The organism is Brevibacterium sp. UCMA 11754, assembly GCF_021532275.1.
Lineage (GTDB): Bacteria > Actinomycetota > Actinomycetes > Actinomycetales > Brevibacteriaceae > Brevibacterium.
In genome coordinates, this window is sequence record NZ_JACBOT010000001.1 from 253396 (window position 1) to 273740 (window position 20345).

At 61.3% G+C, this 20345-nt stretch carries 19 protein-coding genes; 9 read left to right on the forward strand and 10 right to left on the reverse strand.

The window, feature by feature from the left end:
- The first annotated feature begins 259 nt into the window (after positions 1-259).
- From HX613_RS01150 to HX613_RS01160, 3 genes are read left to right on the forward strand one after another with little or no spacing between them, the layout of a single operon-like run.
- The gene (locus HX613_RS01150) at positions 260-1261 is read left to right on the forward strand and encodes a TRAP transporter substrate-binding protein (protein WP_235343639.1); all 1002 of its coding nucleotides are present in this window, start codon (positions 260-262) and stop codon (positions 1259-1261) included.
- Positions 1262-1271: 10 nt separating this feature from the next.
- Positions 1272-1925 (forward strand): TRAP transporter small permease, encoded by a 654-nt coding sequence (locus HX613_RS01155; RefSeq protein WP_235343640.1) that lies wholly within the window; start codon positions 1272-1274, stop codon positions 1923-1925.
- Complete coding sequence (locus HX613_RS01160) at positions 1922-3208, forward strand: TRAP transporter large permease (protein WP_235343641.1); 1287 nt, start codon at positions 1922-1924, stop codon at positions 3206-3208. The genes HX613_RS01155 and HX613_RS01160 overlap by 4 nt, the downstream gene beginning before the upstream one ends.
- 20 nt (positions 3209-3228) lie before the next feature.
- Here the strand turns inward: HX613_RS01160 and HX613_RS01165 are convergent, their stop codons facing one another.
- Entirely contained in the window at positions 3229-3924 is a 696-nt protein-coding gene (locus HX613_RS01165) for a helix-turn-helix domain-containing protein (protein WP_235343642.1), read from the reverse strand.
- 164 nt (positions 3925-4088) lie between these two features.
- Between HX613_RS01165 and HX613_RS01170 the strand changes: the two genes are divergently transcribed.
- From HX613_RS01170 to HX613_RS01185, 4 genes are read left to right on the forward strand one after another with little or no spacing between them, the layout of a single operon-like run.
- Entirely contained in the window at positions 4089-5210 is a 1122-nt protein-coding gene (locus HX613_RS01170) for an acyl-CoA dehydrogenase family protein (RefSeq protein ID WP_235343643.1), read from the forward strand.
- Positions 5211-5224: 14 nt separating this feature from the next.
- On the forward strand, positions 5225-6238 hold the full coding sequence (locus tag HX613_RS01175) for an acyl-CoA dehydrogenase family protein (protein ID WP_235343644.1): 1014 nt from the start codon (positions 5225-5227) through the stop codon (positions 6236-6238).
- A complete protein-coding gene (locus HX613_RS01180) occupies positions 6235-7449 on the forward strand; it encodes a CaiB/BaiF CoA transferase family protein (protein WP_235343645.1) in 1215 nt (404 codons plus the stop codon). The genes HX613_RS01175 and HX613_RS01180 overlap by 4 nt, the downstream gene beginning before the upstream one ends.
- On the forward strand, positions 7446-8258 hold the full coding sequence (locus HX613_RS01185) for a crotonase/enoyl-CoA hydratase family protein (protein WP_235343646.1): 813 nt from the start codon (positions 7446-7448) through the stop codon (positions 8256-8258). The genes HX613_RS01180 and HX613_RS01185 overlap by 4 nt, the downstream gene beginning before the upstream one ends.
- Positions 8259-8371: 113 nt before the next feature.
- On the opposite strand, the gene HX613_RS01190 is transcribed toward HX613_RS01185, so the two are convergent.
- Positions 8372-9580, reverse strand: a complete 1209-nt coding sequence (locus HX613_RS01190; protein ID WP_235343647.1) for an NAD(P)-dependent malic enzyme — start codon at positions 9578-9580, stop codon at positions 8372-8374.
- Positions 9581-9966: 386 nt separating this feature from the next.
- Positions 9967-11439 (reverse strand): MFS transporter, encoded by a 1473-nt coding sequence (locus HX613_RS01195; RefSeq protein ID WP_235343648.1) that lies wholly within the window; start codon positions 11437-11439, stop codon positions 9967-9969.
- A gap of 432 nt (positions 11440-11871) precedes the next feature.
- Between HX613_RS01195 and HX613_RS01200 the strand changes: the two genes are divergently transcribed.
- Positions 11872-12630 carry an IclR family transcriptional regulator gene (locus HX613_RS01200; RefSeq protein WP_235343649.1) on the forward strand — a complete coding sequence of 253 codons (759 nt, stop codon included), beginning with the start codon at positions 11872-11874 and terminating at the stop codon, positions 12628-12630.
- A 79-nt stretch (positions 12631-12709) separates the two neighbouring features.
- On the opposite strand, the gene HX613_RS01205 is transcribed toward HX613_RS01200, so the two are convergent.
- The 7 genes from HX613_RS01205 to HX613_RS01235 all read right to left on the reverse strand — a co-directional run bounded on the left by HX613_RS01205 (position 12710) and on the right by HX613_RS01235 (position 18726).
- Positions 12710-13327, reverse strand: coding sequence for a riboflavin kinase (locus tag HX613_RS01205; protein ID WP_235343650.1), 618 nt, complete (start codon positions 13325-13327; stop codon positions 12710-12712).
- 56 nt (positions 13328-13383) lie between these two features.
- Positions 13384-14841, reverse strand: coding sequence for an aldehyde dehydrogenase (NADP(+)) (locus tag HX613_RS01210; protein ID WP_235343651.1), 1458 nt, complete (start codon positions 14839-14841; stop codon positions 13384-13386).
- Positions 14842-14983: 142 nt separating this feature from the next.
- Positions 14984-15766, reverse strand: a complete 783-nt coding sequence (locus tag HX613_RS01215; protein ID WP_235343652.1) for a 2-keto-4-pentenoate hydratase — start codon at positions 15764-15766, stop codon at positions 14984-14986.
- Positions 15756-16211 carry an ester cyclase gene (locus tag HX613_RS01220; RefSeq protein WP_235343653.1) on the reverse strand — a complete coding sequence of 152 codons (456 nt, stop codon included), beginning with the start codon at positions 16209-16211 and terminating at the stop codon, positions 15756-15758. The genes HX613_RS01215 and HX613_RS01220 overlap by 11 nt, the downstream gene beginning before the upstream one ends.
- Positions 16208-16771, reverse strand: coding sequence for a flavin reductase family protein (locus HX613_RS01225; RefSeq protein ID WP_235343654.1), 564 nt, complete (start codon positions 16769-16771; stop codon positions 16208-16210). Before HX613_RS01225 ends, HX613_RS01220 begins: the two co-directional genes overlap by 4 nt.
- 83 nt (positions 16772-16854) lie before the next feature.
- Positions 16855-18288: an LLM class flavin-dependent oxidoreductase gene (locus HX613_RS01230; protein ID WP_442862576.1), complete on the reverse strand. Its 1434-nt coding sequence runs from the start codon at positions 18286-18288 to the stop codon at positions 16855-16857.
- Between the two features lie 228 nt (positions 18289-18516).
- A complete protein-coding gene (locus HX613_RS01235; protein WP_235343656.1) occupies positions 18517-18726 on the reverse strand; it encodes a hypothetical protein in 210 nt (69 codons plus the stop codon).
- A gap of 41 nt (positions 18727-18767) precedes the next feature.
- Here HX613_RS01235 and HX613_RS01240 point away from each other — a divergent pair, with 41 nt between their 5' ends.
- Complete coding sequence (locus HX613_RS01240) at positions 18768-20060, forward strand: flavin monoamine oxidase family protein (RefSeq protein ID WP_235343657.1); 1293 nt, start codon at positions 18768-18770, stop codon at positions 20058-20060.
- Positions 20061-20345 lie beyond the last annotated feature (285 nt).

The window sequence follows — 20345 nt, forward strand, 5'->3', positions numbered from 1 at the left end:
TTCCCTGCAACAGCATCCACCGAGTCAATGTACCTGGGAGATAGTTATCGCCACTTCCCGTTGACACTCCCCACGCTCTCCCATAGAGTTCGAGCTACGGATATACATAGAGGTATTCATAAGTACGCAACTTTTCGGGAGCTCGATGATGCGCCATCCCTTCAGACCTGCCTGGATCAAACCCGGGGCGACCCGAATCAAGCCAGGTCGAACTCTGCTCGCAGGACTGACTTCCCTAGTCCTGTTGAGTGGATGTGCCGTGCAGGCGGCCAACCCCGACGACGTCACCCTGGTGATGGCGGACTCGTTCCCTCAGACACACCCGCTCGCGCTGGGCGGAACGAACGAGATGGTCGAGACGCTCCAATCCAATGAGGCCAAGGAACTCGGGATTGGCCTCGAGTACTACGCGAGCGGACAGCTCGGAGATCAGAAGGACATGGTGAGCATCCTCCGCTCCGGAGTCGCCGACATCGCCCCGGTGTCGCCGGCCTATGTCGGCCCGGAATTGCAGCTTTCGAACATCGGCGATCTCCCCGGCTATGTGGGCAACGCCAACGCTGGTGCATCGGCGATCATGGATCTCCTAGACGATGACGGCATCCTCTATCGCAGCGAATGGGAGCCACGCGGAATCCGAGCCCTGTGGGCAGCCTCTATTCCTCACTATGAAGCGATGACGGCAAAGAAGCAGGTGACCCGGCCCAACGACCTGACCGGAGCCACGATCCGAAGTACCGGCGGAGCTGCCGACCGAGCAGTCGACTTCGTCGGAGCAGCAGGCGTCTCTATGCCCCTGGGAGAGATGTACGAAGCGATTTCGCGAGGCACAGTCGACGGGACCCTAGCCAGCCCAGTCAGCGTTGCTTCCTATCGTCTTGGCGAAGTGCTGGACTATTCGACCAACGGCGCCCGCCTCGGCGCATTCACCGTCACTTACGCAGTGTCGTCAGAGACGTGGGACAAGCTCAACGACCGCCAGCGCGATTTCATCACGCAGGCGTCTGAAAAGGCCCAGGTAGGCGCCGCAAGCCAGGTCGAGAAGGCCCAGACCGATGGCCTCAAACAAATGAAGGGCGAGGGCGTCGAGTTCCACGATGTCACTGATGAGGAGCGCCCGATGTGGAACAAGATGGTCGAACCCGTCATCGACGGCTGGAGCAATGACCTCGAAAAGCGCGGGCTGCCCGCCGCCGAGGTGGTCGACGAGTACGAGACTGCGATCGCCAAGTACGACAATGACGAACCCACGGCCGAGTGAGGATCCGACCATGATCGATATCAAATCCGCATTCCGTCCTTTGACGCAGCTTCCCGGATACCGTACAGGTGAAGCCCCCTTTCCGGTTCGGCGGCTCCAGCAGTCGATCACGATAGCAGCCTTCGCAATCTCAACTCTGATCCTGGTCGTGATGTCGGTTCTGACCGGCGTCGAGGTCTTCATGAGGTATTTCTTCGATCAGCCGCTGGGGTGGAACGTCAATTTCACTGAGCAATATCTGATGGTCGGCCTGACATTTTTTGGTGTCACAGTCGCCTACCGGACTGCAGCCCACGTTGCCGTGGCCTCGGTCTACGATCGTCTTCCTGCATCAACAAGGAAGCTCGTACTCCTACTCTCCCAAGCGGTGATCATCGCAGCGGTCCTTCCGGTCATGCTCAACGGAGCGGTCGCCGCAGGCCTGTCCTTTGGCCTCAATGAGACTCCGGCCGTCGGCGGGTCGGAGCTGCCATTCAATTACGGACTATGGAAGTCACTGGTGCCGATCGGCAGCGCACTCCTCATCATCACCGTTCTCATCGATTTCGTTCGTGAGCTCTGCGCCGACTGGAGCGGTCCGATCACCGAGGTGACGCGACCGACGATGCAGACAGAAGTCAGAGCCCAAACCACCACTGAGACGGACGGAGGGTCACGACCATGACCATCGCGCTGATTCTGCTCCTGCTCCTTGCCCTCATCATCATCGGTGTCCCCGTCTCGTTCGCGATTCTAGCCACGGGTGTCGTCGGCCTACTCTCACTTGGCGGATTCGACCTCATCGGCGGGGTCACCCAGTTCGCTCCAGCTTCGTCGGTGATGAGCTACTCACTCTCCGCCGCCCCCCTCTTCATCTTCATGGCGAACCTGGTCCTCAAATCCGGCCTCGTAGACAACCTGTTCACCGCCGCACGCGTGATCGTCGGCAGAGCCAAAGGCGGCACGGGAGTCGCTTCCGTCGCAGCCGGAGCGATCTTCGCCGCCGTCTCGGGCTCCAGCACCGCCTCAGCGGCTACATTGGGCCAGACCTCAACTGTGAAGATGATCGACGAAGGCTACGCACCGAAGACCGCCTCGGGGCTGGTGGCCGTCGTCGGTACTTTGGCCGCAATGATCCCGCCGTCGATCATCTTGGTCTTCTATGCGGTCACCGCTGATGTCGGAGTGGGAGACGTCCTCATCGCCGGAATCGTTCCCGGCCTCATTATCGCCGCAGTCCTCATCGTCACGATGTACCTGACTGGACTCTCAAAGGCTGCGGCGATGCCCAGCGGAGTGCCGACGAGCATACGCGAGAAATTCGGCGCTGCGGTCAATGCGCTTCCAGTGCTCGCGCTCTTCGCCGTCGTCATCGGACTCGTGTTCTTCGGCGTCGCCACACCCACCGAATCCGCAGCAGTCGGATGCCTAGCGGCCTTCGTCCTACTCTGCGTGCGGAAGAAGGCGAACCTGGAGAATCTGGTTGCAGCGTTCGTCGAAACGACGAAGACAAGCGCTATGATCCTGGCGATCATCATGAGTGCGGAGATCTTCGGTCACTTCCTCGTCGAAACTCGAGTGGCACCGAACCTCATCGACTGGATGTCGGGCCTTCCGATGTCGCCGTTCGCCGTCATGCTCATCATTTCGCTCTTCTATCTGATCCTCGGATTCTTCCTTGATCAAATCGCCATCCTGGCGTTGACGGTTCCAGTGATCCTGCCGCTGGTTGAGCAGTTCGGCTATGACCCCGTATGGTTCGGCATCTTCATCGTCCTGCTCGCCGAGGTTGGGCTGGTAACTCCACCCATGGGCCTCAACGCGTTCGTCGTCGCACGATCAGCAGGCCGTCCCGTCGGCGAAGTGTTCCTCGGTGCGGTTCCGTATATCATCGCGATGCTCGTAGTCGCACTGGTGTTCCTGATCTGGCCCGAGATCGTCCTGTGGTTCCCTACCTACATGAAGTGAGGACCCGAACAACTTACGGATCACGAACTCCATCTGCCGCGGTATTCGAGGAGGATCGAGGAGATGGTGTCTGCGTCATTGAGGATCTCCTCGTGGTCGCCGATCACCGCGACCGATCCGATGATCTCCCCGTCTGCGGTCACCGACGTGGCGATGCCTTCGATCCCCGTAGTGGACACTGCGGGTGCAACGACGATCTGGTCGGTCTGTACCTGCCTCAAAGAGTCGAGAAACTCGTCGGCGAACGGCTCGTCCTCCGCTGAGAGCGTCGACAAGTAGCTCCACAGATCCCGGCGGGACATTCCACTGAGCAGGATCCATCCGGACGAGGCTCGGATCAGTGAGCGCTTAACGAAGTTCTCGGCCAGGTAGCTGTACCGGGCGGACTCGGCAACGTGATCGACGTAGTACAGACTGTCTCCCACGACGATAGCAAGAACCACGGTATGACCGGTCGCGGAGTGGATCTCCTGAAGGTGCTCGTTCGACACCGCGTCCACTGGCGATGCGCCGGCAATTCGAGTGAGGAAGAACGGAGCAGGACCGAGGTGGTAGGTCCGGTCGCGCTCAATAAGATACCCGGTGGCCACCAGCCCGTTGGCCAAACCTTGGGTCGAGGACAAGGGCGCATCTATATGACCGGCCAGCTCCGTCAGCGTCAACCCCGACCCACTCCTGGCGGCAGCCTCCAAGATCGCCGCGACCCGATCGACCATCCGGTGATTCGGCCGATTCGTAACCACAGGCGAAGAAGTCTCGGGGTACTGAGTCATGGGTTCAGGATACTTCACTCAATTCACCATAGTTACGTGTATACGTAGCTTGATACGAAACTATGTAGTATTGTGATAGTGACAACGCAGTCTACGAGGAGACGACAATGCCTATCGGATTCTTTCCCGCGCCAGAGGATGAGACCGAACAGCTGACCCAGCTCCGCCGTTCGGTGAGGGAATTTCTCCTGCGGGAGCGCAGCTCGGGGAGCTACACACCCTGGGTCGACACGTGGCTGACGCGATGGGACACAGATTTCACGAAGAAGCTGGCAAACCAGGGCTGGCTGGGCATGACCATCCCGACCGAGTACGGCGGCCACGGCAAGACCTTCCTCGAAAGGTTCGTCGTCACCGAAGAGCTCCTGGCCGCGGGCGCCCCGCTCGCAGCTCACTGGGTGGCCGATCGCCAGATCGCACCCTCAATTCTCAAGTACGGAACCGCGACACAGAAACATACCTATCTGCCCCGGATTGCATCGGGAGATATCAGCTTCGGCATCGGCATGTCCGAGCCGGACTCCGGCTCTGACCTCGCCAGTGTGAAGACCAAAGGTGTCCGTGTTGAGGGAGGGTGGGAAGTCACCGGCGCCAAGGTGTGGACCTCCGGCGCTCACCATGCTGATCGCTTCATCGTTTTGGCCCGAACCAAAGCTCTGGACACCTTGAACCGGCATGCAGGGCTGTCCCAGTTCATCGTCGACCTCACCGACTCCGCCGTTGAAGTCAACACAATCACGTCGATGAATGGCTCCCAGCACTTCAACGAAGTCGTCCTCAACTCTGTTTTCGTCCCCGATGACCATCTATTCGGTACGATCGGCAACGGTTGGGAGCAGGTCACCTCGGAACTGTCCTATGAGCGCAGCGGGCCCGAGCGGGTCCTCTCCACCTACCCATTGTTGGAAAAGGGGCTGGCCTCCCCACACCGGCGCGCTTTCCTCCCCCACCTAGCTCGTGTAATCGGGCTGCGCAAAATGTCATTCGCCATCGCCAATGCCCTGGCACGCGGAGAGACACCCGATACTGCGGCCGCAATCGTCAAAGTCCTCGGCACCAAGCTCGAAGGCGACATCGCAGAAACCGCTGATCGGGTGCGACTCGACGGCTTCGAAGAACTGTGCTCCATGGTCTCTGCCAGCGTCCTTCAGCGCCCTGGTTTCACTCTGCGCGGCGGTACCACCGAGATCCTCGACGGAATCATCGCTCGCCAACTCGGTCTGCGCTGAAAGAGAGAAGAAAAATGACATTCAATGATGACCTCGATCAAGTCCGCGACCTCACCGCGAGTATTGCAGGTGAAGCCGATCTTGCCCACACCACTGTGGAGACGCCAAGTCTGACTACGTTGCTCGGCGCCCTCGCCGAGGCGGGCCTGACCGATATCGCACGCGAATCCGATGAACCCGAGAGCCACGAAGTCGTCGCGGCGGCCATCGGAACCCAGGTGGGTCTGGCCCAAGCTGGGATTGTCTATCCCAGCGCTGACTTCGACTTGTATCCGATCATGCTTACCGCAGGCACCGAACTCGATTCTGCTCTGCCCGCCCATACTCTTCTTGTGCCGTGGTCGGCAGTGGAGAGCGGACAACCCGTGGCATGGGCGACTCATGCCGAGGCAATACTCGCCCATCGCCTCTCGTCTGAAGGGGTCGAGGTGGCCCTCCTGCGAGAATTCGAACGTTCGAAGTCCCTCGTGAGTATCGACGGCTCACCGGCCTGCCGGATCATTCCCGGACCGTCACCAGACTGGGTGGCGTCTTCCGAGCAGATCAGTGAATGGATCTCCGGTATTCGTCACACGACGGCACTGTCAGTCGCGGCCGCGCAGCTGTCGGAAATTATGAAGATAACCGTTCACTACGCAACCGAACGCACGCAGTTCGGCCGTCCCGTGGGCCGATTCCAAGCGGTCCAAAAACTCATTGCCGAGTGCTCTGCTCAGTCGGAGATGGTCGCCTCCGCGGCTGCGAGCTCGCTTCACCATCTCGCGTCCGACCGCAGCTTGACCCCTGCTGCCAAGTTGGAGATCGCCTCCGGCTGCCTTGTTGCCTTCGACGCCGTTGAACTCGTCGTCCGCAACTCCCATCAAGTGCTTGGTGCGATCGGCACGACCCTCGAACATTCACTTCAGAGATACACCAGGGGTGTGCTGCAGACGAGACGACAAATGGACAAAGCCGACGAGGTGCTCGAGGCCCTGTCGGAACTGGTCACATCCGACGAGAAGACCGTCTGGGAGATGATCGCCTCATGATTCTCAACGGTCTCAAGGTCATCGACCTGTCCCGGATCATGGCGGGGCCTCTCGCCGCGCAGTACCTGGCCGATCACGGTGCTGACGTGATCAAGGTAGAGGGGCCCCAACAGGACGACACCCGTAAATGGGGTCCGCCCTTCGCCGATGATGGAACCACCGGATACTACAACGCGCTCAATCGGAACAAACGCAATATCTGCCTCGACCTGAAATCGACCCAAGGTCAAACGGTACTTGCAAAACTCCTCGCCGATGCTGATGTGCTGATCGACAATTTCAAGGCTGGCACCTTGGACAAGTGGGGCTTCGACCCGGAACGGATCGAACGAGACTTCCCGAGACTGATCCAGTGTCGCATCACCGGCTATGGGATCGATGGTCCGCTGGGAGGCCAACCCGGATATGACGCCGTCATGCAGGCTTTCGGTGGATTGATGAGCGTTACTGGTGAGCCCGATGGTTCGCCCGTGCGCCTCGGAATGCCCGCAGTCGACATGGTCACCGCCCTGCACAGCTTCTCAGGAATCCTTCTGGCCCTGCGCGATCGAGACGTGACGGGCAGGGGCCAGCTGTTGGATTCGACTCTTCTCGATAGTGCGGTGAGCATGCTGATCCCGCAGGCCTCAAACTGGCTCTACGGTGGGCAGACACCGCACCGTACGGGCGCTGCCCACCCTACTGTGGCTCCGTATGAGGTGTTCAGCTGTACGGACGGTGATCTTTTCATCGCTGGGGGCAATGACGGTCAATTCGCGAAGATTTGCCACTATCTCGAGCTGCCGGAGCTGGTCGACGACCCAAGGTTTGCCGACAATGGTTCTCGGAGTACTAACCGCGCCGGGCTCAAGGCGTTGCTGCAGTCTCGTGTCGCATCGCAGTCTAGGGCCGAGCTTCTCCAGGCTCTTGCGTCGAAGGGGATTCCGGCGTCACCGGTCAATACGGTTCCCGAAATGTACGAGGAACCGCAAGTCAAACACCGGAAACTGTTCTTCGAAGACGCGTCGGGGTTCAAAGGCGTGCGTAATCCCATCGTTCTCCCGACTCAGGCTGCGCCCGTGCCGACTCGACCGGCTAGGCTAGGCCAGCACTCGGCTGAGATCCTCACCGAAATCGGCTTCGAATACACCGAGATTGCAGCACTTCAGGCCTCCGGTGCGGTCAAGGCAGAGACACCAATACGTACGACGATAGAAAAGAGCTCCTCATGACCGGGCAATCCCAAGACCTCATCCTGGTCACCAGACCAGCCCCAGCCGTCGAACTGTGGAGCCTCAACCTTCCCGAGCAGCGCAATCCGATCACGGACGAACCGATGATCAATTCCCTCTTGGGCAACATCGACAGGATCAAGGACGACGAGACGGTTAAATGTGTAGTCCTTACTGGCGAGGGCAAAGCATTCTCTGCTGGCGGAAACATCAAGAAGATGGCTGACAAGTCTGGGATGTTCGGCGGGGATCTCGAGGAGATCAGTCACGGCTATCGTGACGGGGTTCAGCGGATTCCTCTGGCCATGAGATCTGTCGATGTTCCGTTCATTGCGGCGGTTAATGGACCGGCAGTTGGTGCTGGCATGGATCTGACCACCATGTGCGATATGCGTGTGGCTTCCGAGCGTGCGTGGTTCGCGGAGTCCTTCGTGCAGCTGGGACTTATCGCTGGCGATGGCGGAGCTTGGTTCCTTCCCCGGCTGATCGGATCCGCGCGGGCCGCCGAGATGGCCCTGACCGGAGACCGCGTCGATGCTGTCACCGCCGAACGGTGGGGCCTAGTCAATTACGTTGTACCTGCCGAAGCACTCATCGAACGCGCACTTGAACTGGCAGATCGAATCGCTGCTAATCCCGTGTATTCGGTCAGGGCAACCAAGCAGCTGCTCCTTGATTCCGAGCGCCATACCCTTGAATCGATGCTCGAAGAATGCGCCTCGCTGCAGGCCAACGCACATTTCCAGCCGGATCACCATGAAGCAGTTGTCGCGATGCTGGAGAAGCGCCCACCTCGTTTCACCACCTGAGCGCGAGACAAACTCTCTCTGAACGCAAACCAGTCGGGGCCGGGTGCAGCCAGATCACTGGCTGCACCCGGCCCCGACTACTGGCAAGTCTGGTGAAAAGACTCTCCGAAAACCTACTCCCGCGCAACTCCGTCAGCGTCAGCAGCGGCCTCAACCGCATCCGCCACGGCGGGCGCGACTCGCGCGTCGAGCGCACCGGGGACGATGTAGTCCGGACGCAGATCATCACCGACGAGGTCGGCGATGGCCCGTGCAGCTGCCAGCTTCATCTCATCGGTGATGTCGGTGGCTCCGGCGTCCAGCGCTCCGCGGAAGATTCCGGGGAAGGCCAGGACGTTGTTGATCTGGTTCGGGAAGTCGCTGCGACCGGTGGCAACCACCGTGGCGTACTTCTCTGCGACGTCCGGGATGATCTCCGGGTTCGGATTCGACAGGCCGAAGATCACGGCGTTCTCGGCCATCTGCGGCAGGTGCTTCTCATCGATCGTGCCGCCGGAGACACCGATGAACACGTCGGCACCGGCGAGCGCGGTGTCGATCCCGCCGGTGATGGTGCGTGGATTCGTGTTCGACGCCAGCCATTTCTTCGTCGGAGTCAGATCCGCACGGTCGGGGTCGATAATCCCCTTGGAGTCGAGGACGACGACGTCCTTGACGCCGGCATCGCCGAGGATCTTGGCTACGGCAACTCCGGCAGCTCCTGCCCCGGAGAGGACGACCTTGATGGAGTCGAAAGACTTGTCGACCACGCGCAGCGCGTTCGTCAGTGCGGCGAGGACGACGACGGCGGTGCCGTGCTGGTCATCATGCATGACAGGGATGTCGAGCGCGGCCTTGACGCGGTCCTCGATTTCGAAGCAGCGAGGCGCTGAGATGTCTTCGAGGTTGACCGCACCGAATGACGGGGCCATGCGGACGAGAGTCTCGACGATCTCGTCGGAGTCATTCGTATCGAGGACGATCGGGATGGCGTCGAGCCCAGAGAAGCGCTTGAACAGGGCGCACTTGCCCTCCATGACCGGCAGGGAGGCCTTCGCCCCGATGTCCCCGAGCCCGAGCACAGCAGATCCGTCGGAGACGACGGCGACGAGTCGACCGGTCCAGGTGTGGGTCCGCGCCAGTTCCGGCTCGTCCTTGATCGCGGTGCAGACCTTGGCGACGCCGGGAGTATAGGCAATGGAGAGATCGCGCTGAGTCTCGAGCGGACGGGTGAGTTCGGCAGAGAGTTTTCCGCCTTCGTGTCCGGCGAAGATCTCATCATCGGTGATGGGCGGCAGCGAGTTCTGTGCGGCAGCGGTGGTTGTGTCGGTCGTTGTCGTCATGTTTGATCCTCGTGGTCTCGTGAAGGCTGGCATCGCGGCGATGCCGCCTTCGGTGTTCGTCAGACCGCGGCGCAGTACCACGGGGCGTCTCTGGCAGCGGTCGAATCGAAGAGCTGTCACCAAGAAGGATGGTGCGGTGACTTCTGCGCAGTGTGGTCCACGTCCTTTGTGAAGGACGGTGCGTGGTCGCGCAGGGCACGAGCGGTTCGCAGCCGGCCGAGTTCCGACCTCATGAAACGCACTGTGCAACTCGGCCAGCATAGCCGATGAGCCTTCGCTGTCCACCCGAAAATGTCACCTTCGCCGAGGTTACCGCCCCATTTGGAGGCATGTTCCCAATACCTTTAACCGGGAGGATCCGAAGCCGGATCCATGCGTCCCGGACCTCAGCCTCCTGCCACTGCGGCAGTCTGCCGGTCCTTCGCCCGCCCGCGGACCAGGTCGACGATTCCGATGATTCCGGCGAAGACCATGACCGCGGCGATGAATCCGAATCCGGCGACGATCGCGGCTCCATATCCGGCCAGTCCCTGGACGACGAAGAATACGGCGGTGACGATCGCGATGCCGATCGCCGTGCCCACGCGCTGCCCGGTCTGCATCACCCCACCGGAGCTTCCCGCGTATTCGACGGGCACATCGGCCAGGGTCAGGGTCTGGTTTGGACTGATCGCCATGCCCTGGCCGATTCCGGTCAGACCCAGGCTCGCCAGCATCCACCAGATGCTGATGCCCAGGTCTTCGTGAGCGAGGACGATCAGTGCAGACGCGACAACACCGACGATGGCGATGCCGACTCCAAGCACGACCATCTTGCGCCCGAAGGTGAGGACCACGCGACCGGAGGCTTGGGCACTGACGGCTGCCAACAGCGCCGAGGGAAGACCCATCAGCCCCGCTTCGAGAGCCGGGAAGCCGAGGCCGTTCTGGAGATAGAGGGCGACGATGACCCAGACTCCGGGCATGCCCACGAAATACATGGACGTCAGGGAAGCGCCATAGGCGAATGTGCGGGTGCGGAACAGATTCATGTCGACCATCGGGGCACCGCCTCGGCGGGCGTATCGGCTCTCCCAGCGCACCCACAGCCAGATGACGACGGCGCCCACGGGGACCAGAGCGTAGATCCAGGCGCCGGCGGAGCGTTCGAGGAAGGGAAGCATGACGAACAGGGTGCCCAGTGACAGGAGCACGAGACCGACCGGATCGAAATCGGCGCGCCCGCCATCGGAGCGGTCGGTGTCGGCAGCACTGCCCCTCCACGCGCTCCGCGGCAGCCAGAACCGACCGAGGACGATAGCGGCAATGGCGATCGGCACATTGATGAGGAATGCCGAACGCCATCCCCATTCCTCCCCGAGCACAGCGATGAGGCCTCCGCCGAGCACAGGTCCGATGCCGACGGAGACACCGACGATGGTGCCGAACATGCCGAAGGCACGACCACGGATCTTGCCGTGGAAGTACTGCTGCAGCATCCCCACGCCCTGGGGGCTCAGCAGTCCCGAGCCGATGCCCATGATGATGCGTGCCACATTGAGCATCACCGGGTCGGGAGCGAAGCCGGCGATGAGCGAGCCGAGGGCGAAGACGCTCACACCTGCGACGAAGAGCCTGCCGCGTCCGAAGAGGTCACCGGCGCGACCGGCTGCGACGAGCAGTACGCCGAAGGCCAGCGTGTAGCCGGAGAGCACCCACTGGATCGCGGAGTTCGAGGCCCCGATCGACTTCTGCATATCGGGCAGGATGACATTGACGATGGAGACGCTCAGCAGAGACATGAACATCGGCACCAGCATCACGGCGAGGATCCTGCGCTGCTGTGCCGACATGGCCGTTGTCTCTGAAGTTCTCGTCATTGATCCAGTTCTACTCCGCCCGGCCGGTCCGCACAACATCCCACTGCTGTGACATCCCTTGCGTATCTGACACGGTCGTTTCGCCTTGAGAACATGTTGACCTTGAGAACGTGAGCGCTGCACGAGAACCGAGCGCCGACGGGGGAAGCCGCCGACCGGCTCGCCCCGCCAAGACTGAGCACCTGGAGCACGTCGCCGCGATGGCACAGTGAGCAGACTGATACCCACTCTCGTCGCGGCGCAACACTTGACGAATCACACGTTCAAGGAGCGAACTCAACTGCTCACGATGGGCGAATGAGAAGCTAGACTGACCATCAGAGAACACACAGGACAGCGAACGCCGAGAGGACGGATCACATCACCGAGCGAAGCGACAACAAACATCAGAGCGACGACGTATCGGGCGACAGCATGGACAGCGCGCCCGACATGATGAATCGCTCGGTCATCAGAGCGATGACGCTGCTTTCACGGATCAGCAACTATCCTGACGGCGTCACCGCAACAGAGCTGGCCAACGATGTAGGGCTGGCCCGTCCCACGGTATTTCGGCTTCTCCTCAGCCTCGAACATTCGGGTTTCCTGGCGAAGAACGATGGCGTCTTCTCCCTCGGCTGGGAGGTCGCCCGCCTCGGCAGGCGAGCAGACCCACACCGCGGGATCGCCGCCCAAGTTCAGGTCAATGTCGATCAACTCGCCACAGAGATCAATGAGACCGTCGGCTACGCCGTCGTCACTGGGCCCACGATGTTCGACTTGGTGGCGGAAGCCCAGAGCACGCATCTGCTTTCCCCCAACAAGGGCTACATCGGCGAGGACCTGCCGCTTCACGCAAGCGCGACCGGCAAGATCCTGCTTGCCGATCTCGATGCCGATCAGCTCGACACCCTCCTCACGACTCCGCTCGAGGGGTTCACCCGCTACACGATCACCGAGGCAGACCAACTTCGCTTCGAGCTCTCAGAGATCCGATCGCGCCGCTATTCGATCCTCGACGGAGAACTCGAAGAAGGACTCTACGCCGTCGCCGTACCAGTCAATGACAAACTGGGCAACGTCATCGGCGTGCTGTCTGCTTCAGGACTCGATCAGAGGATGAAGTCGGCTCATATCCAGAGCTTCATCGAGCCGTTGCGTACCACAGCCGAGGAACTCACCCAAGTCCTCTACCGCCATCAGGCTGGCTGAAGGTACGACAGAGGATCGGGCCCGCTCTCTGAAACGGACCCGATCCTGACGTCGCCGTCGGTGCGATGTTCGAGCGGAACTAGGACGTCAGCACCTCAGCGTCCTCGAGTTCACGAAGGCACCGGCGAACCAGCCCCCGGCTCATCCCCAGCTGGCGAGACAGGTTCGTCACCTGGGTCCGGGACGTCGCAGGGCCCGTATCAGCGTTCGCCTCGTGTGCCGCAGCATTGCCGGCGGACGCCGTTCGTACTCTCCGCAACGCCCACTTCGGAGCCTTCGTCTCCCGGGCTGCTGCACTGCCTCCACTCTGCCGCCCACCCGCCACTGTCTGGGATGTGATGGCTGCTGCCTTCTTGAGATCGGTGCGCATGGCGGACATGAGCTCCCGGATGGACTCGAACCTCTCCTGTGGGCGAATGTAGTCGAGCAGCTCGACGACGATCCACTCTCCGTAGATCGATCCCTCGAACTCGATGATATGGGCTTCGAGCAGGCGAACAGCATCCGACTCGAAGAACGTGGGCCTGCGCCCCACCGAGACGACGGCGGGATGTGTCCGCCCATCTCGGAAGGCCACACGAGCAGCCCACACACCGTCGGGCACGGTGTCGTCATACATATGGATGTTCGCGGTCGGAAATCCCAGCGTCCGGCCGATCTCATCCCCATGGACGATCTCACCTTCGATTGTGTACATTGCTCACTCCTTCACGTTCGTCGACAACCGATGTCCCTATTGCCGCCGAGGTGGTTTCACCGTCGTCCGTTGATCATCTGTGTGGCGCCGCTGCCGACCACGAGTTCGGTCGGCAGCAGGTGCTCCGGCATCCCCTGATAGGCGACGGGACGGAGGAAACGCTCGATCGCAGCTGTTCCCACAGAGGTGGTCCCTGCGGCTGTTGACGCCGGGTACGGTCCCCCGTGCTGCTGGGCATGGGTGACCGAGACTCCTGTCGGCCACTGATTGAACAGCAGTCGACCTGCCACCTCGGCGAGGGTGTCGAGGAGCTCAGGGAGCACCTCTTCGTCGCCGACGGCCTGCAGACTCGCAGTCAGCTGTCCGGTGTACGCCTGTACCAGCTCGAGCAGCTGGGATTCGTCGGTGTACTCGATGACCAGGGTCGAGGGCCCAAAGCACTCCCCCAGCAGATCGTCCGGACGTTCGAGCACCTCGACAGCGTCGATCCGGTGGATGATCGGATCGGGAGCTGTTTCGGAGAACGGCTCGGCTCCGGAAATCACGACCTCGGCCCCATTCGACCGGAGCTTCGTGATCTCGGTGACATAGCCGTCGCGGATGCCCTCGTTGAGCATTGGAGCTCCCTGCGGAAGTGTGGTCTCGCGCAGGCGATCGAGAACACGAGAGCCGACGGGAACCAATAAGGTTCCCGGCTTCGTGCAGAACTGGCCGGCTCCCATGGTGAACGACCCGACGAACTCGTCAGCGATCTCAGCACCGCGCTCGGCGTCGGCGGCAGCAGTAACGACGACCGGATTGTTGCTGCCCAGCTCACCGTAGAACGGGATCGGATCGAGCCGGGAGGTGGCGAGGTCGAAGAGGGCGCGACCGCCGCTGATCGATCCGGTGAATCCTGCGGCCTTCACACGCGGATCCTGGACTGCGATGCGTCCTGACTCGGTGCCGACGATCACTGCGAACGTCCCATCGGGCGCTCCCGCTTGGACGCACGCCCCCTTCACCACTTCGGCCGTCGCTTCGGTCAGACGCGGATGACCGCGATGGGCCTTGACCACGACCGGGCAACCGGCCGCCAGCGCCGAGGCGGTGTCCCCGCCTGCTGTCGAGAACGCGAAGGGGAAGTTGCTGGCACTGAAGACGAGCACAGGGCCGAGTGGTCGCATGGCCCGGCGCAGGTCGGGGCGGGGAGCCCCCATCGGCCAGTCGGGATCGGCTTCATCGATGCGCGCATCGAGATGGGCACCGTTGTCGATGGTCTCGGCGAAGAGCCTGAGTTGGAAGGTGGTGCGTGTGAGTTCGCCGCGCAGCCGCCCTTCGTCCAGGTGAGTCTCCTCTTGGGCGATCGGCACGAGCTGCTGGGCTGCAGCGTCGAGCGCGTCGGCGATCGTCCGCAGCAGGCGAGCACGATCAGCGCGATCCCAGCGACGGTAGGCCGCGGCAGCCTTCTCCGCTGCGGCGAGCGTCTTGTCGAGGGTCTCCTCTGTAGTCGTCTCGGGAGGTGCAATGGTCATAGCGTGTCCTTCCTGTGTCAATCGATGGGCGGGCCAGCGCCATATGCCACCCGCCCGTCCCCCTCCTGGCCGGTTGCTCCGAGCGGCAGGAGGGTGTGTGTGGTGTCTGTGTCGTCGTAAGCACCCGCGGTGGGGCCGCTCTCTAGTCCGTCGTGAAGTCGAACTGCACGCTGCTCCATCCGCGGAATTCTCCTTGGATCTGCGTGCCGGGTCGCATCTTTTCGGCGGCCAGGCAGCTGCCCGGTATCACTAAGTCTCCGGCTCGCAGTCCGACGCCGTACTCCGCGATCCGACGGCACAGCCAGGCGATCGCTGAGACCGGACTGCCGTAGACAGCGCTGCTGTTGCCTTCGGCCACCGTCTGCCCGTCGAACTGAATCTCACCGTGCATATCGCTGACGTTGACATCGCTGAGGCTTCGCGGCTGCGCTCCGAGGATGACGGCACCGGCCGATCCGCTGTCCGCAAGAGTGTCGCCCAACCCGATGTTCCAGTTCTTCACCCGGGAGTCGATGATCTCCAGGGCCGGCAGGACATAGTCGGTCGCCGAGATCACATCGGCCGCAGTGATGTGCGAACCTGAGAGCTCGTGCTTGAGGACGAACCCCACCTCGAGTTCGATGAAGGGTTCGATGAAGTCCGACGCCGGCACCGGAAGGTTCTCCGGGAGGAAGTGGCTGGCGAGAAGATAGCCGTAGTCGGGCTCGTCGACGCCGAACTTGTCCTGCATCGCCTTGGCGATGTTGCCGAGTTTGAATCCGACGACCTTGTCACCCCGAGTCTTCTTGATCCTCACAATCTGTTGCTGGATCCGAAACCCCTCTTCGGCTGTGGCTGCTTCGCCACCGAACACCGTGTCCACGGGCTGCCGGTCGTCGTGCGCCTTGACCAGCGCCGCAGCAGCGGCGCTCACATCAATTCGCATGTCGAGCTTCCTTCTCATCGGCAGATGACGGACGACGCTTGCCCAGGTGCCAGATCCGCATGGACGACAGAAACTCCCGCGGGTCCCAGATCGAGGTCTCGTCGGTGATCTTGCCCTCGGCATAGCTGAGGAACGCTGCGCCGTCGACTGCCACGTCACGGTAGGTCGGTGGGACCTCCATGAAGGTCCCCGTATGGCGGCCTTTGGACCGCCAGTGAATGGCGATGATCTGTCCATCATCGACGGCGTTGATGATCTCGACGTCGAAATCGCTGAAGGCCTCATGTGACTCTCGAATCTGGGTGACTACGGCTTCCAGGTCCTCGTCTCCGGTTTTCGAATGGCGGACATAGTTGTCTGCTGCGATCGCCTCGAAAGCAGCGGTTTCACCGAAGCCCCAGGCGCGTGTCCAGGCAACGGCGATCTTGGCCAACATGGTACTCATTCGTGTGTCTCCACTTCTTCTGCGATGGGCTTGGGCTCGGGCGCGGGCCGATCCCAGATGTCGAATTCTCCGAACTTTCCGCCGCGGAACAGCAGCGCCTCGTCGTCGCTTGCCTGTTCCATCTCCTTGATCTCGCCGACGATGACGTAGTGATCGCCGGCTACGATCTCCGATGCCACGTCGCAGTCGATCCAGGCCGTCGAATTCGGCAGCCTCGGGGTGCCGATGGATGACCAGTCGAAGGGCAGGTCCTTGAACTTGTCGTCTCCCTTGCGGGCAAGCGCTTTGCACACGGACAGCTGTTCGGTGGACAGAATGTTCGCTGTGAACTGTTCGAGATTGCGGATCCACGGCCAGGTGCTCGAGCCTTTGTCAACGGCGAACATCACCAAGGGCGGGTCGAGGGAGAGTGACTGAAAGGTGCCGACGACGAATCCCAGCGGTTTGCCCGATTCCGACTTGCCGGTGATCGCGACGACTCCTGTCGGCAGGAGGCCGAAGATCTGTCTGAAATCGGCAACTTCGATCGACCCGTCTGCCGCTGTTGTGATGGCAACCATGTGGTGGCCCTCCTTCTGGATTGCTGCTGGTGGCTGGATGCTTCCGTGCACCCGCACCGAGGTTGTTGTCAGCTGACGACTGCTCAAGCGACGTCGACGGATTGGATGCCGTCGTCGTGAACGAGAGACTGCGTGCGCGCTTTTTGGACTCGATAGGCGGACCCGGGATGATCGTCACGCAGTCGCGGACTGCTGGTGTCGAAGAGACTTTCGCGGAGAGTCCCGCCACGGTGAGCCGTCTTCATCAGCCCCTGCTTCTTGAGCTCAGGAACGACCACCCCGGCGAAGTCCGCAATGTCCTTGAACTTCAGCGCATGAGCGACATTGAATCCGTCGATGCCCGTGTCGTCGATCCAGGACGCGAGCTCTTTCGCCACGGTCTCCGGTCCGCCGACGATCACCGGCGATGTGCCGCCGATTCCGATGTACTCAGCGATGTCGCGTGGCGTCCACCTCTTCTCTGGGTTCAGTTTGCTGAAGATGTTCACCATGGTCTGGCCGGCATTGGTCTCCACATTTTCGAACGGGACATCCGGGTCGAACTGTGACATGTCCAGTCCGGTCCAGCCGCTGTAGCGCGCCATTGCACCCTCATAGGAGACATAGGAGAGGTAGTCCTCGTACTTGCTCTGCGCAGCAGTGTCTGTTTCCGCACTGATCACGGTGACCATCTGCAGCATCGCGATCGACTCGGGATCGCGTCCCGCCTCGGCGGCTGCGGCACGCAGGTTGTCGACCTGCTCCTTGAGTGATGACTTGCTCGTGGCGTTGAGGAAGACTGCTTCGGCGCTCTTCGCCGCGAACTGCACACCGCGCGGAGAGCCTCCGGCTTGGAAAATCACCGGCGTACGCTGCGGCGAAGGAGCCGTCAACGAGATTCCCGGGACAGAGAAGAACTCACCCCGATGCTCGATGGGGTGGACTTTGGCTGGGTCGGCAAACGTCGAAGTCTCGACATCGGCGATGACTGCGCTATCGTCCCATGAACCTTCGAGCACCTTGAGCACGACGTCAAGGAACTCTTCGGCGTGTGCGTAACGGTCGTCGTGGGCGCGCTGCTGACCTGTGCCGAGATTGCGAGCGGCTGCATCCGAGTAGGAAGTGACGACGTTCCACCCGATCCTCCCCTTTGTCAGGTGGTCAAGCGTCCCGAATTTGCGAGCGATGGCATAGGGGTGGTCATAGGCAGTTGAGGAGGTGACACCGAATCCGATGTTCTTCGTCGCCGCGGCCATCGCGGGGATGAGGTAGGCAGGATCGTTTGCCGGCAATTGTGCACCGTCGCGCAGAGCTGCATCGACCGACCCCCTGTAGGAGTCGTGATATCCGACGTTGTCGGCGAAGAAGATTCCGTCGAAGTCAGCCTCTTCGAGGAGCTTCGCGAATTCGATCCAGTAGTCGATCGACGTGTATTCGCTGCTGCGGTCTTCGGGATGGCGCCACAGGCCTGCCGAGAGATGCGCGGGTCCCGCGAAATCGAAGGCAAACAGTTTCATGGGTTTGGTCAAGACAATCACCTCACTGTGTTCGTTGTATGAACTTGTCGTTCACTTCCTGCATAAGACTACGAGCGCAGGGAAGAGTCCGTCAATACGCCCTTGAAACTTTCGCCGAAGAACTTTCTCGAAACCATACAGCCCTTGATTTATCAGGGAACACGAGCAAGGACGGGCATCCTTTCGGGCGCTGCACCCTCGGCGTCGATCAATGAGGTTGACGAGGCTTCGCTCGCACTCTAGGCTCAATCAAACGTTCGAAACATGGTCTTCAAAACCACTGAACGAACGCATTAGCGCTTGGATGCTCTTTTTGGCGTCTATACGCCGAGCCGCCTCCAGACGCGAATCTCTCATGGAACTGAGCGCCGCTCTCGTCACAGGCGACAACACAAAGAAGGCACGCGCCTTCGACTGGAACCACGTCGCCTCGACGCTGATCTCGCGTTCCTGTTCCATGCCGAAAACTCGATGTCCGCCACAAAAAGGAGATACAGATAATGACCGACACAGACGTCCTCATCATCGGAGCCGGTCTCGCTGGAGTCACCGCCGCACGCGAACTCAGCAGCGCAGGTCACGACGTCCTCGTCCTCGAAGCCCGCGACCGACTCGGCGGCCGCTGCTACACCGACCAGCAGCTCGGGGTGAATCTCGAACTCGGCGGCAACTGGCTGCACTGGGTACAGCCTCATGTCTGGGCCGAAGTGGCCCGCTACGGCCTCCGGGCCGATCGCGGGCCCAAATCCGAGGAAACGTTCTGGCTGGCGAACGGAGAAGTCCGCACGGGCACACTCGAGGGATTCATGGAACTCATCGACTCAGGCATGCAGCGCCTCGTCGGAGACAGCGCCGCGATCATGCCCCGCCCCGACACCGTGGAGACTGGAGATGCCTGGCAGGATGCGGACCGCATCTCACTGCAGGACGCACTTGACCGCCTTGAACTCGACGATTCGGAACGCCAGGCCAACGAGGCCGCATGGGTAGGGCACTGCAACGGCCCTCTCGACCAGGTCGGATTCGGAGCCGCAATTCGCTGGACCGCCGCAACCGGAGGACTCTGGCAACTCATGCACTCCGCAAGCGCTGTCTACAGACTGCCCGAAGGCAACGACCAGCTGGTCAAGGCGATTGCAGGGGACGTGAACGGAGACATCAGGCTCAACACCCAGGTGACCGGCATCCGCCACAATGCCGCCGGTGCCACAGTGACAGCAGCAGACGGCGGCGAATTTCGCACCAAGAAGGTCATCTCGACGATCCCGCTGAACATTCTCCACGAACTCGATATCGAACCTGCGATCTCGCCCGTCAAACACGAGATCAGCCAAGAAGGCTCCGCATCCCAAGGACTCAAACTCTGGATCAGGGTCAAAGGGCCGATCAGACCATTCTTCGCCTACTCCTCGCAGTCACACCCGCTCTCGGTCGTGCGGACGGAATTCGTCCGTGAGGACGATGCCATCCTCGTTGCCTTCGGAGCCGACAGCACTCGCCTGGACGTCGAAGACCTCGATGCCGTCGCCGAGGCATTGAAGACCTGGCGCAACGATCTCGAGGTACTCGAGGTCGCAGCCCACAAATGGATGGAAGACCCCCTGGCCAAGTCAACGTGGCTCATCCAGCGCCCCGGCCAGTACACCCGTGGCCAAGCCGAGCTTCAGCGCCCCGAGGACTCCCTGCACTTCGCCAGCTCCGACATTGCCAACATCTGGGCCGGTTTCTTCGATGGTGCGATAGAAAGCGCGCTGCGCACCGCACGCACTGTCAACGAGGAACTCAGAAGCTGACGCCGCCACGCATAGTCGAAGGAACCGGGGAGCGGTACAGTCGCTGACTCCACGGCTCGACCACCGATGCCGGATTCCACTATGGTCGCGGAGGCGCAGTCGGTCGGCGATGAACAGGAAAGCCAACTGCAGAAGCCGCTTGACGAGTGACGTGGCGCACCCTACGCTTTCCTCAGCAAATAAACACTCAGTTCACTGAATGAACACTTGATTGTCCGTGAGACGCCAAAGGAGATGTCGCACATGCCACCTCACACCACCGATCCCATCGACCACCGAAGCAGA

Excerpts from the sequence above, each read along its gene's own strand:
- HX613_RS01155 (WP_235343640.1), top strand. The coding sequence starts at position 1,272 with ATGATCGATATCAAATCCGCATTCCGTCCTTTGACGCAGCTTCCCGGA.
- HX613_RS01160 (WP_235343641.1), top strand. The coding sequence starts at position 1,922 with ATGACCATCGCGCTGATTCTGCTCCTGCTCCTTGCCCTCATCATCATC.
- HX613_RS01165 (WP_235343642.1), bottom strand. The coding sequence starts at position 3,924 with ATGGTCGATCGGGTCGCGGCGATCTTGGAGGCTGCCGCCAGGAGTGGG.
- HX613_RS01170 (WP_235343643.1), top strand. The coding sequence starts at position 4,089 with ATGCCTATCGGATTCTTTCCCGCGCCAGAGGATGAGACCGAACAGCTG.
- HX613_RS01175 (WP_235343644.1), top strand. The coding sequence starts at position 5,225 with ATGACATTCAATGATGACCTCGATCAAGTCCGCGACCTCACCGCGAGT.
- HX613_RS01180 (WP_235343645.1), top strand. The coding sequence starts at position 6,235 with ATGATTCTCAACGGTCTCAAGGTCATCGACCTGTCCCGGATCATGGCG.
- HX613_RS01185 (WP_235343646.1), top strand. The coding sequence starts at position 7,446 with ATGACCGGGCAATCCCAAGACCTCATCCTGGTCACCAGACCAGCCCCA.
- HX613_RS01190 (WP_235343647.1), bottom strand. The coding sequence starts at position 9,580 with ATGACGACAACGACCGACACAACCACCGCTGCCGCACAGAACTCGCTG.
- HX613_RS01195 (WP_235343648.1), bottom strand. The coding sequence starts at position 11,439 with ATGACGAGAACTTCAGAGACAACGGCCATGTCGGCACAGCAGCGCAGG.
- HX613_RS01200 (WP_235343649.1), top strand. The coding sequence starts at position 11,872 with ATGATGAATCGCTCGGTCATCAGAGCGATGACGCTGCTTTCACGGATC.
- HX613_RS01205 (WP_235343650.1), bottom strand. The coding sequence starts at position 13,327 with ATGTACACAATCGAAGGTGAGATCGTCCATGGGGATGAGATCGGCCGG.
- HX613_RS01210 (WP_235343651.1), bottom strand. The coding sequence starts at position 14,841 with ATGACCATTGCACCTCCCGAGACGACTACAGAGGAGACCCTCGACAAG.
- HX613_RS01215 (WP_235343652.1), bottom strand. The coding sequence starts at position 15,766 with ATGCGAATTGATGTGAGCGCCGCTGCTGCGGCGCTGGTCAAGGCGCAC.
- HX613_RS01220 (WP_235343653.1), bottom strand. The coding sequence starts at position 16,211 with ATGAGTACCATGTTGGCCAAGATCGCCGTTGCCTGGACACGCGCCTGG.
- HX613_RS01225 (WP_235343654.1), bottom strand. The coding sequence starts at position 16,771 with ATGGTTGCCATCACAACAGCGGCAGACGGGTCGATCGAAGTTGCCGAT.
- HX613_RS01235 (WP_235343656.1), bottom strand. The coding sequence starts at position 18,726 with ATGGAACAGGAACGCGAGATCAGCGTCGAGGCGACGTGGTTCCAGTCG.
- HX613_RS01240 (WP_235343657.1), top strand. The coding sequence starts at position 18,768 with ATGACCGACACAGACGTCCTCATCATCGGAGCCGGTCTCGCTGGAGTC.